Origin of the sequence: Staphylococcus kloosii (assembly GCF_003019255.1) — a bacterium.
In the GTDB taxonomy this organism is placed as follows: Bacteria; Bacillota; Bacilli; order Staphylococcales; family Staphylococcaceae; genus Staphylococcus; species Staphylococcus kloosii.
In genome coordinates, this window is the sequence record NZ_CP027846.1 from 355,070 (window position 1) to 367,596 (window position 12,527).

8 protein-coding genes are annotated in these 12,527 nt (G+C 33.9%); 5 read left to right on the forward strand and 3 right to left on the reverse strand.

Translation table 11 applies throughout. The features are described 5' to 3' along the window. The first annotated feature begins 302 nt into the window (after nucleotides 1–302). Entirely contained in the window at nucleotides 303–2,474 is a 2,172-nt protein-coding gene (locus C7J89_RS01810; RefSeq protein ID WP_103294756.1) for a bifunctional glycosyltransferase/CDP-glycerol:glycerophosphate glycerophosphotransferase, read from the forward strand. A 102-nt stretch (nucleotides 2,475–2,576) separates the two neighbouring features. On the opposite strand, the gene C7J89_RS01815 is transcribed toward C7J89_RS01810, so the two are convergent. Beyond that, nucleotides 2,577–3,341: a GolD/DthD family dehydrogenase gene (locus C7J89_RS01815; protein WP_103294755.1), complete on the reverse strand. Its 765-nt coding sequence runs from the start codon at nucleotides 3,339–3,341 to the stop codon at nucleotides 2,577–2,579. Nucleotides 3,342–3,714: 373 nt separating this feature from the next. On the opposite strand from C7J89_RS01815, the gene C7J89_RS01820 reads away from it, so the two are divergent. From C7J89_RS01820 to mmuM, 4 genes are all read left to right on the forward strand, one after another. After that, nucleotides 3,715–5,112, forward strand: coding sequence for an MDR family MFS transporter (locus C7J89_RS01820; RefSeq protein WP_103294754.1), 1,398 nt, complete (start codon nucleotides 3,715–3,717; stop codon nucleotides 5,110–5,112). Nucleotides 5,113–5,412: 300 nt separating this feature from the next. Then, nucleotides 5,413–5,853 carry an antibiotic biosynthesis monooxygenase family protein gene (locus tag C7J89_RS01825; RefSeq protein ID WP_103294753.1) on the forward strand — a complete coding sequence of 147 codons (441 nt, stop codon included), beginning with the start codon at nucleotides 5,413–5,415 and terminating at the stop codon, nucleotides 5,851–5,853. Nucleotides 5,854–6,100: 247 nt separating this feature from the next. Then, entirely contained in the window at nucleotides 6,101–7,438 is a 1,338-nt protein-coding gene (locus C7J89_RS01830; protein ID WP_103294752.1) for an amino acid permease, read from the forward strand. Next, complete coding sequence (gene mmuM / locus C7J89_RS01835) at nucleotides 7,439–8,341, forward strand: homocysteine S-methyltransferase (RefSeq protein WP_103294751.1); 903 nt, start codon at nucleotides 7,439–7,441, stop codon at nucleotides 8,339–8,341. Nucleotides 8,342–8,440: 99 nt separating this feature from the next. Here the strand turns inward: mmuM and ggt are convergent, their stop codons facing one another. Together ggt and C7J89_RS01845 are read right to left on the reverse strand one after the other, a co-directional pair. Further along, nucleotides 8,441–10,603, reverse strand: a complete 2,163-nt coding sequence (gene ggt / locus C7J89_RS01840) for a gamma-glutamyltransferase (RefSeq protein ID WP_103294750.1) — start codon at nucleotides 10,601–10,603, stop codon at nucleotides 8,441–8,443. Nucleotides 10,604–10,727: 124 nt separating this feature from the next. Continuing rightward, on the reverse strand, nucleotides 10,728–12,524 hold the full coding sequence (locus C7J89_RS01845) for an ABC transporter substrate-binding protein (protein ID WP_103294749.1): 1,797 nt from the start codon (nucleotides 12,522–12,524) through the stop codon (nucleotides 10,728–10,730). Between the last annotated feature and the right edge of the window lie 3 nt (nucleotides 12,525–12,527).

Genomic DNA, 12,527 nt, shown 5'->3' on the forward strand with positions numbered 1-12,527 from the left:
AGATTAAATTACTGAAAAGGCAAATAAATTAGAAAAACTAAAAAAGTAAGTGTCGGTTATAATGCCCTTGATAATGAGCTAATTCAAGTGCACCAACAAAATAAAATACTAATTATAAATATGTTATATACTCTAATAAATAAACATATCAATTAATAATAATCGTAGGTTATTACTTAACTATAAAAAATTTGATATTATTATAGAATAATATCAATAGATAGTAATATTTATTAAAAATTTGTAAATTAATATAATAAGAAATATAAGAGTAGTAAATCTAAAAAAATGGAGATAGAAAATTGAATAAATTATCGATTATTATTACTTTTTACAATAAGGAAGATTACATTTTAGATTGTCTTGAAAGTTTGAAAAGACAACGCAATCAAGACTTTAACCTTATTATTGTTGATGATGGCTCAACTGACGCATCTGCTAGCATAGTAAAAAAAGCTTTTGAAAATACATCTAAAGATATTAACTATATTACGTTGGATACGAATCATGGCCATGCATACGCTAGAAATAGAGCGCTTGATGAAGTTGAGACGCCTTATTTTATGTTCTTAGATGCCGACGACCAATTGGCAAGCTATGCCGTTGAATTTTATTTGTCTAAAGTCAATGGTTTAGATGGACTCGTTGCCCCTGTGCATAAGTTTAGTCTTAAAGATAGACCTCAGTATATAGATAAAGACCAGATTAGAGTAAAATATTTAACTCAAAAATCAAACCCTAATTCGTTCTTACGAAAAAATACTGTTTGTAATATTTTATTTAAAACGGCAATCATCCAGGGTCATCATATTAGATTTAATGAAAATTTAAAAATATATATAGATACCTCATTCTTAGTTGATTATGTAAAATACACTGAAAAGTTCGTTAGAGTGTTGAATTATTCGTTCTACTATAGGGGAGAAATATATGATCCATTTGAAGGTAATGCACTTAGTGATCAAGAATTTATTTTAACTTTTGAAGATTACGTTAATAGTTACTTTGATGCAATTCAAAGAACAGATAATAAAAAAGTAAAAGAATTCTTAACTGAAAAAATGAAGAATAAAATAGAAGAAGGCTTTGATCCATCTTTAAAAGATATTGAAACTCGATATAATACGCTTGAAGAACCACTAGTAAGAGTCGTAAAATATTTAAAGTGGGATTTACTAAAAGATGCTAAAGTACTTTTTAAACTAGAAATGTTATTTTTATATTTTGATGCGATTGAAAATGCTAAATTTATCAACAATATTAGAAATATAAGCAGACACCTAAAAAATATTTTTACAAATGGTAAAATGAAAAATCTTTCTAAGTATTTATTACTTGATAAAGAAGAAAATGTTGATGCAAATACTGTAATTTTTGAATCATTTGGTGGTAAAAATTATAGTGATAGTCCGAAATATATTTATGAATATATGCAAAATCACTTCCCGCAATTAAATTATATTTGGGTGTTTAATAATCCGAAAAAGAATATAATTATGGGAAATGGGCAAAAAGTAAAAAAAGGTTCTAAAGCATACTATGATGCTTATTCTAAAGCTAAATTCTGGGTTGCTAATGCTAGATTACCGCAATATTTAAACAAAAAAGATAATCAAGAATATATTCAAACGTGGCATGGTACACCGTTGAAACGATTAGGTAATGACATGAAAGTCGTTAGAATGCCTGGTACGACAACGGCCAGATATAAAAAGAACTTCTACAATGAAACAAAAAGATGGAATCACCTTGTTTCTCCTAATAGATATTCGACAGAAATTTTTAAATCTGCGTTTTGGATGAATGAAGAAAGAGTATGGGAAATCGGTTATCCAAGAAACGATGTATTAGTTAATAGAATTAATGACGAAGACTTTAAAAATCGCCTGAGAAAAGATTTAAATATCCCAGAGGGTAAAAAAATCATTATGTATGCGCCAACGTGGAGAGACGATGAATTTATTAGACCAGGACAATATTTATTCGACTTAAGAATCAACTTAGAAAATTTACAAAAAGAATTAGGCGACGAGTATGTTATTTTACTGCGTATGCATTATTTGATTTCTAACGCCTTAGACTTAAAAGGCTACGAAGATTTTGCTGTCGACGTATCTAACTATAATGATATTTCTGAGCTTTATTTAATTACAGATGCGCTTGTTACTGACTATTCTTCTGTAATGTTCGACTTTGGTATTTTAAAAAGACCTCAATTCTTCTTTGCTTATGATATTGAAAAGTATGATAAAGGGTTAAGAGGATTTTATATGGACTATATGAAGGATTTACCTGGTGAGATTTTCACAGATGAATTTAAACTAGCTAAAGAGCTTAAAAATTTAGACGCTCATCAAGAGAAATATAAAGATAAAATTGAACAGTTTTATGAAAAATTCTGTTCCTTAGAAACAGGCGAAGCTTCTAAATTTATCGGGAATTATATTTATGATCAATCAAGATTAGAAGATTAAGTTAAAATGTTAATGGTGACAAACCAGACTGTATTACGCAGTTTGGTTTGTTTTTTTATGCAAAAAAAGAAGAGGGGAGTCTCCCCTCAGTCATATATAATATTATTTTATTGTGTTTCCACCATCAATGACGATGTTTTCGCCTGTAATAAAGTTAGTAGCGTCGCTTGCTAAAAATAATGCTACGGCAGCTACTTCAGATGGGTCGCCAAATCTGCCTAAAGGTATGCTATCAAGTTGCTCCTGGCGTTTTTCGCCTACCCATGCTTTATCGCTTAACTCAGTAGCGACAATGGTTGGTGCGATAGAGTTAACATTAATACCGTATTGTGCCCATTCATAGGCTAAGCTTTTAGTTACATTAACTATAGCAGCTTTAGTTGCGCCATAAGCGATATGATTATCTAAGGCTATTAACGCATTTTGGCTGGCCATGTTGATAATTTTGCCACCTTCATTTTGTTCGATTAAGATACGTCCAACGATTTGAGCCAGTTTAAATGACGCAGTAAGGTTTAAATCAATTGTCTTGTCCCACAATTCAGCAGATATGTCTTTTGCCTTATCAAGTAGTGCAACACCAGCGCTATTTACTAGTATATCTATTCTGCCGAATTTTTCTTTAATTGCATGTACAGTTGCTTCTACTTGTTCGGCATTTGTGATATTACATTTAAAGCCAAAAACATTAGCCTTACGGTGTTCAATATCCTCCACGTCATCTTTTAAATCGATAACGGCGACTATAGCACCTTTTTGGACATATAAATCGGTAATGGCTTCACCGATACCACTTGCACCTCCAGTAACGATGGCGACCTTGTCTGTAATATTAAAATTAATATCAAAACCTTTAAATTCATTCATTTTATGTAACCCCTTTCATATAAAAACCATATTACTTTTTTATAATTTATTCAATAAAATAGTTTTAATTTTGTCTTAATAAAATATTAATTCTTACATAATTATAATTATGCTTATATTTATGACTTAAATTGAAAAGATTTACTATAAGGTCATTTCTTTATTAATAACTACGTCTAAATTTGCTAAGTAAAAAGAAGCTAGATATTCTCATTTCTTACAAAATTATTTTAGTTTTTCATATTAATAGTATGTCCTAGCTCAATAGGGTATATAAAGTGATAAAAAAGGTATAGAAGTACAACTTTTGACAAACGGATAGCACTCCGTTTAACATGTAAACGTTCGAAAATTTTGTGGAGGAGATGTAGAGTTGGAAGATTTAAATCAACGTAATAAAACACTGCTTATAGCCATTCTAATGGTAGGCTCATTTGTAGCCATTTTAAATCAAACATTAATGACTACGGCATTGCCTAGTATCATGAGGCAAATGGATTTATCTAGTAGTACCGTACAATGGCTGACATCAATCTTTATGTTAGTAAACGGTATTATGATTCCTATCACTGCATTTTTAACACAACGTTTTACAACCAGAACGTTATATTTTGCAGCGCTAACATTTTTTATAGTAGGTTCTGTAATATGCGTTGCAACTGATCAATTTGGTGTGATACTTGCAGGTCGTGCCGTTCAAGCTATGGGTGCGGGCATAATGATGCCATTAATGCAAACGGTCTTGTTCTTAGTTTATCCCTCAGATAAGAGGGGTCAAGCTATGGGAATGTTTGGCTTAGTTGTAGGCTTTGCGCCTGCTATTGGTCCAACTTTATCTGGTTGGGTCGTTTCTCAATATAGTTGGAAAGTTATTTTCTACATTTTATTAATCGTAGCTATAGTAGATTTATTATTTGCTATAAAATTTGTAAAAAACGTAACCGATGTGACAAAACCAAAACTCGACAAAATGTCAGTAACGTTATCGACGTTAGGTTTCGCTGCTTTATTATTTGGATTTAGTGAGGCAGGTAACCTTGGATGGACTCATCCTTTAATTTATTCGATGATTATCGTAGGTATTCTTATCTTAACGTTATTCGTACTAAAACAATTACGTATGGAAAAACCATTTCTTAACGTTCGCGTGTTTACTTATAAATCATTTACGATGAACATGATTTTAGTATGTATCGTGTTTATTTCATTTATCGGTAGCCAAACGGTGCTGTCATTTTATTTACAAGATTTACATGGTTATTCACCATTAAAATCAGGACTAGCGCTTATGCCTGGCGGAATTATCACAGGTATACTCTCTCCAGTTACTGGAAGAATATTTGATAAATATGGCGGTAAGTTATTATCTATCGTGGGCGTATCAATTGTTGTTATTACATCGTTCGCATTTACACAACTCAATGCGCACACGTCTTTCGCTTATGTAACAACGTTCTTTGCTATTTCATTAGCAGCAAATGCTATGGTGTTTAACCCGCTAACTACAGCAGCGTTGAATAATTTATCACGTGATTTAGTTCCACATGGAACATCTATGAATAATACGATGCGCCAAGTAGGGGCTGCAATGGGTTCTGCAATGCTCGTAACAGTAATGAATACGGCAATATTAAATCCACATAAATATGGTATCGATGGTTTAGTGCACGGTGTTCGCGTGGCTTACATCGTCATTTGTGTAATCGCCGTGATTGGTTTAATATTAGCTATCTTTAATCCAACATCTAAAAAAGGTTATTCTGAATCTTAATAGTGAGGTCTGGGACATTAAATTGTCTCCAGACTTTTTTCATATCGACAGTAGATAGCTGAATAGAAAATGTGCTTGTATCAAGTTTCCTTCAACTGGAGTCCTTTTTCCATAGAGAGATTGCAAAACTTTCTTGCATGATTCTCCTTTCTATTTTTAAGAAATTAAGCGTAGTGTGAGAGTGAAATTTAAGATAAGTAGTAACGATATAACTAGGAAAAACAGGGTAAAACTAACTGATTGCTTGATAGATTTGGGAAGAGATTAACATAGTAATAATTAATAAAGGTAGTGAAAATTATGTTGAAAAACGAAGAGCATCAAATTGCTTTAGAACAGGTAGAAAATCAAGTAACGATAACTAAATTTAATGAAACGCAGCAATATGATATTTTAGAACAAATTAATGAAGTACCTCAAAATGGTTATGCAATATTAAACCACTTGTATGTAAATCCAGGTTTTGAAGCGGATTTTGAGCAAGTATTTCTAAATCGCGACCAACATTTACAGGACGTTGAAGGTTTCCAAAGTTTATTATTTTTAAAACCGCAAATTGAGCATTTGCATTATGTAATAGTGACGATTTGGACTGATGAAGTAGCTTATAAAAATTGGCAAGCATCTAATGCTTACAAAGGATCTCACAAAAACAGAGGAACGCATAAAGGTGCGGATAAAAATATAGTTAATAGGGATTTATCGTTCAATATTGGTATAAATTTATATGGTAATGTATAAATTTAGCAAACTAAATTATTTTTTTAAATTGACTGGGTATACGTTAAAAGTTGCGTAACTCGGTCATTTTTACATTCAGTTAAATCATAAAGTAACAATATTCAACTCACGCCTTAATGTGACAATGTTCAACAGATAATAAATTTTAGCTAGGATGCAATTAGTCTTATACACAACCCTTCATTGACGAAATTTTCAGAAATATATAAAATATATACTTATATTCTTTAAATTAATGGGGGAAGTAATGGAAGAGCAAAATTTTAAGCGCGCGATGAAGTCGCGCCATATTATGTTATTAAGTTTTGGTGGTGTTATTGGAACGGGTCTATTTTTAAGTTCCGGTTACACTTTGCAACAAGCCGGACCACTTGGTACGGTGCTGTCTTATGTTGTTGGAGCAATACTGGTCTATCTTGTGATGCTGTGTTTAGGTCAACTTGCAATTAAACATCCTGTCACAGGTGGTTTTCATGTCTATGCTTCAAAATATTTACATCCCTCAATCGGTTATGTGGTGGCTTGGTTTTATTGGTTATGTTGGACGGTAGCACTTGGCTCGGAATTCACGGCGGTAGGGCTATTAATGCAAAAATGGTTCCCAGATATTCCGGTGGCTATATTTTCTGCAGTTTCAATTATATTTATTTTAATCTTCAATATTATTTCGACACGTTTTTATGCCGAAGTCGAATTTTATTTCTCATTAGTCAAAGTATTAACAATTATTGGGTTTATCGTGTTAGGTATTTTAGTCATAGTAGGTTTGATTCATTACGATGGCTATAAAGGTACTGATACGATAGTAAATCGCTTTACAAATCCCGTATTTCCTCACGGTATAGGGTCCGTATTTTTAACTATGTTAGCAGTAAACTATGCGTTTAGTGGTACTGAATTAATCGGAATAGCTGCAGGGGAAACGGAAGAACCGGAAAAGGTTATACCAAAAGCAATTAAAGCTACGTTGTGGCGTTTAGTTGTGTTCTTTATTGGTACAATGGTTATTATTTCGGTTTTAATTCCGAGTTACCAAGGTAAATCTCTAAAAAGTCCATTTGTAGTTATTTTACAAAATATCGGCGTACCTTATGCTGGGGATATTATGAACTTAGTTATTATAACGGCGCTACTCTCTGCGGCTAATTCTGGTTTATATGCGGCTAGTCGTATGATTTGGAGTTTATCAAATGAAGGTACAATGCCTAAGTGGTTTGGGAAATTAAACAAATACCATATGCCGATAAGGGCAACGATGTTTAGTATGATTGGTGGTTTATTATCGTTATTATCAAGTATTTATGCCGCTGATACGCTTTATGTTGTATTAGTTTCTTTAGCAGGATTTGCGGTAGTCGTGGTTTGGATGAGTATTTGTGCATCATACTTTCAAGCGAAGCGAATCGACGCACAGTTGAACATACATATTGCAATTCCTATTGCAGGATTTATCTTATGTTTAATATCTTGTATTGGCATGTTATTTGATACGAACCAAGCGCCAGCGCTCTATTTCGGTGTGCCTTTCGCAATTATAGCGATAGTATTTTACTTCGTTAAATATCATAAAAAAGGAGCAATTTAAATGCGCTTATTAGATAAAATAGCTCTACCAGGAGCAGTCGTTTTAGATGGTGGTTTGGCAACGACATTAGAAAGCTATGGCTGTGATTTAAATACTTCGTTATGGTCTAGTGAAGTATTACGTACTGAAGTTGAAAAAATTGAGCAAGCACATCAAGATTTTACTCATGCTGGCGCAGATATTGTTTTAACGAGTACCTATCAAGCTAGTTTTCCTACGTTTAAAAAGATTGGTTTAACAGATCAAGAGATTTGTAAACTATATGATAATGCTATAGATAGTATTAAAAATGCGACACATGACAATCAAGTTATAGTTGGGAGTTTAGGACCATATGGCGCATATTTAAGTGATGGTTCAGAATACACAGGAGCATACGACTTAACTAACGCAGATTACTATCAATTTCATTACCAAAGAATTGATGCGCTAATAACTCGAGGTATTCATGACTTTGTTTTTGAAACGACACCTTCTTTTTCAGAAATCAAAGCAATTGTAGAGACGATCATTCCACAATATAGTTCGGAAAACACATTTTGGATTTCGGTCACAATTGATGTAGGCGGTAATTTGTCTGACGGAACGCCGTTTGAAACAGTTGTAGATTACATCAAAAATCATCATGAAAGCGTACCTGTATTTGGCATTAATTGCTCTAAAGTAAGCGCGGTAAATAAAGCTATTGATAAGGGACTGATTAGTTTGCCTCAACAAGTTGCAATATACCCTAACGGTGGTGCAATTTTTAATGCTGAGTCTAAAACATGGTCTGATAATGGTGAACATGAACAACTATTTGAAGCAATTCCACAGTGGATTGCTCAAGGCGTAAAAGTTGTCGGAGGTTGCTGCCAAGTAAGTCCGCAAGACATTGCGAGGATAGATAAGATAGTTAAGTAGGCTATTAAATATAAAATGATAGGTTCATATAATTATAAAAGCGACAAGGTGTATCAAGGGAAATAGACTTAGATACGTATGCTTGTCGCTTTTTTTGTATTATCTTGTAATACTGTCTTTATCATAACGATAATATGCTGCAGCATCTTCATCGATACGTTGTTCAGCATTTTTACTCAGATAAAGGTCATCATCGATAATGTTTATTGAGTAGTTAAGTTGTTTCGCTAAAGGTATTAATTGAATATATTCTTGATTTGTAAAAGATTGAATGTAATTAGCAAGTTTTTCGCGGCTTATACAAGTTGTATTATCTTTATCGTCAGTTGTACTGTCGTTATTAAAATTTCCACTTTCAACATCAACAGCAAAGGCGTGATCAGCTATGGTCAAATCAAGCCAATAAATATCGTCTTCTCGAAAAGCTTGAAACTTACGTAGAGGTAAGGCGACGTTGTTAACATACACGTTAAATTCTGGAATTTCATAAGTTTCTAGTTGCGGTGCTTGATTTCGTTTAATGTAGACGTTACCACCCATTACAGTGCCTTCACGTGTGTCATCGGCTCCACCAGAAACGAATACATGAGGTTGTATAGTGTTTATGTTTTCTGCGCTGCTTTTAGAATCGTTGTCTTGCTCACTATTAATCTTCCACTGACTATCGGTAGCGCCATTATTTTTATCATTATTGTAATTAAATCTTAAGCCATGTACGTCACCGATATATGCTTCAGGCTTGCGCTCCATGGCATGCCCCTTATTAATTAGTTCTAAAATAATACTTTGGCTAAATTGGGGCTCCCATTCGATACGTGATGGGTTACTACTATATATACGTGGTTCATTTATAGCTTGTTGAATTGACATGTCAAAATCTAGGACATTGATTATCGTTTGAACGACACAAGCAATAATACTAATTGCACCAGGAGAGCCGACCTCCATAAAAGGTTTAGCATCTTTCATAATTATAGTGGGCGTCATACTACTGATTGAACGTTTGCCAGGTTCTATTTCATTGATGCCACCCTTAACCACGTCGAAGTCATTCATTGTCGTATTAAGGAGTAAGCCATAGCCTGGAACAGTAATACCAGAACCATAAATCATGCCAATAGAAGTAGTGAACGATGCGACATTACCATAACGATCTGTTACTGAATAATGGGTAGTTTCAGTATGTTGCTCGTCTATATTGGTATTAGATTGCTGTTCGCTGAATACGCCGTGATTAATATTAAAGTTTGCGTACTGACTTTGAATGTGGTTACTGCGATTTTTCAAATAATCTTCATTCAATAATTCACTAATTGGTACGTGATGGAAAGTATTATCAGTACTGTATTGCGCACGGTCGCTATAAGCTAAATGCATTGCCTGGATCAATGTATGAAGATATTGCGTTGATCGGCTACCCATATTTTTTAGATTAAATTGTTCCATCATTTTTAAAATTTGCAGTACGGTAATACCGCCAGAGCTTGAAGGGCCCATAGTATAGATATCATAGCCACGGTAATTTGCAGTAACAGGTGCTTTGATTTGAATATCATAATTGTGTAAATCCTCTAATGTCATTTGACCGCCAGCTTGATTAGTAGCTTGCACAATTTGATGTGCGATATCGCCATGATAAAAGGCATCAAAGCCGTTATCACGAACATATTCAAAGGTCTTTGAGAGTGCTGGCAGTCTAACCCAGTCACCTTCATGAAAGTAGTCATTTTCAGCATTAGTATAGGTTGCATAAGTTTCGGGGTACTTTTTAATACGCTCGATTTGATGCCATGAATATTTTTGCGTTGCCCAATTTGCACGGTGGCCTTCCTGTGCCAGTTGAATTGCTGGGTTGATTAAATTAGCTAACTCTAATGTTGCATAATTGTCCATTAAGTAATCAAATAGTTTTGGAATGCCTGGAATTCCAATGGCGGAACCATGTGTACTAAGGTCAAAAAATGACAGGTGGTTGCCGTCGTTATCTAGATAAAATTCGGTGTCTACATGGCTTGGTGCAGTTTCACGAGCATCAAATGTTGTTACCTGCTGAGTAGTATGATCATAGTATAATAAATAACCACCGCCACCTAAGCCAGACATATAGGGCTCTACAACATTTAGTATGCATTGAATAGCGATAACGGCATCGATTGCCGTACCACCTTGGTCTAAGATGTCTTTACCTACTTTGGCTGCAATAGGGTGTGATACTGATACTAGGCCCTCTGATGATGCTGTAACGTCAGATTGATTGTCCATATGATGACCTCCTATGTCTGTTTCAAATTAAAGTGAACAACATATTAAAATATAGGTGTTGTTACAACGCTATTTAGCTCTTTAAATTGTATGATAACGATATTAGAACAGCGCGTTTTTAATATTAATGATGGTGCTTTTGGTATTTATCCATAATCTTCTGAGCATCATCTAAATCTCTGTGTTGCTTATTACCTGTATTTAGCAATGGTGTGACAGGTGATGCAATATTAAACTTATCGCCACGGTAGAATTTTATATATTGCTGTTGATCGACCGCATCGACAACAGCACGACGCAATTCAGGATGTTTTTTGAAAGTACCGTGTTTAATATTAGTTAATAAGAAGACAGACTCGCTACCCATTTTACGTTTAATTGTTAAATTATCATCTGATTTGATTAAGTCGAAGTTTTTCTGGTCTGCATCAGATAATACATCGACAGAATGGTTTCTTAATTCAGATAAGGCACTGTCTGGGTCATCATTAAATCTTAAGGCAATATTTTTTATAGGAGCGCGGCCATAGTTGCTTTGCCCGTGTTCGTTAAAGCCTGGGTTACGTTCGAATGATGCCTGATAATTTGTTTTCTTAGTCATAATATAAGGGCCACTCGCATATAAGCTGTTTTTGCCACTATCTTTTGTTGGAATGGTACTTGGATCGCCATATGGTTTGTCATTGTTTTTATTGTTCATTGCAGTTACATGAGACTTAGATAATATGCCTGCAGATGAATGTGTAAGATAATTAACTTCTTTTGGCATTGATTGGTCTGTGGTAATTTTAACGACTTGATATTTACCTTCTTTATTGTTTACTGCTGCATCATTATTAGTTAATGATTTAACATTTAACTTTTTATCTTTAGTCAATGCGTCCCAAACACTGTTATTATTTGAGGTTTGTGTGTCTTTTAATTGGTTAATATTTGATACCTTAGCAATATTCTTAATGTGTGAATGCATATTATAAGTTGTATTATCTGGTACTGAATTTTTATCACGAGCGCGATCCAATGAAAACTTAACGTCGTCTGCTGTAACACGTTCATTTGTTTTTTCGGCTTTACCATTTTCTACTTTTGCAAAATAATCGTCGTCTCTTAATAAGAAGTAAAAGGCTGTATGGTCTTTATTTGTCGCGTAACTATGGCTGAGCGAGCCTTTAGTTGTAATGCTATTATCTTTATCCAATGTTAATAGACGTGTATACATGTTCATATCTATGCCATAGACAGACGGTGCAATAGAACGTATTGGATCGAGTGATGCGAGTTCACTGTCTTCTTGAGAAATAACAAGTGGTCGCTTGTCACGATTTTGTTTGTTATTGTAATCAAAACTTTGCCAAAAGAGTGCGCGAGATATAGGTAACATAACGCGCTTAGGATTAATTACTTTATTATCGAAAACGAGATTTTTTTTAGAACCATATAAAGGTGCTAAATAACCTTCTTTAAAAACAACTTCATCTTCTAATTGTTTATAGGTCTTTTTAGCTTTACTATCTGTTTCTTGAGAAGCTTTATTTAATAATTTATCTACATGTTTATCACTCAGCAAACTATTAGAGCCACCCGTTTTGAAAAGGGCACTCACAGAGTAATTTGGGTCACCAAAAACAGTAGTCCAGTCATCTATAGCAATATCATAGTTACCAGCTTCACGTTGTGAGCGGAAACTACCATAGTCAGGTTGTATATTCATTTTTACATTAAATCCAGCGTCTTCTAATTGAGCTTTGGCAATATTCATTTCATCTTCGTATGATGATTGCCCTAGAAAACTTATAGTTGGTCGTTTACCTTTAACTTCAACTTTATGTTCTTTTTTAGGTAAATCAGACTTCGTAGGTACACTGCATGCACTTAAAGTTAGTGCAGCAATTAATGTGACGGTTGCCAATCTTTTTTTCAAAAT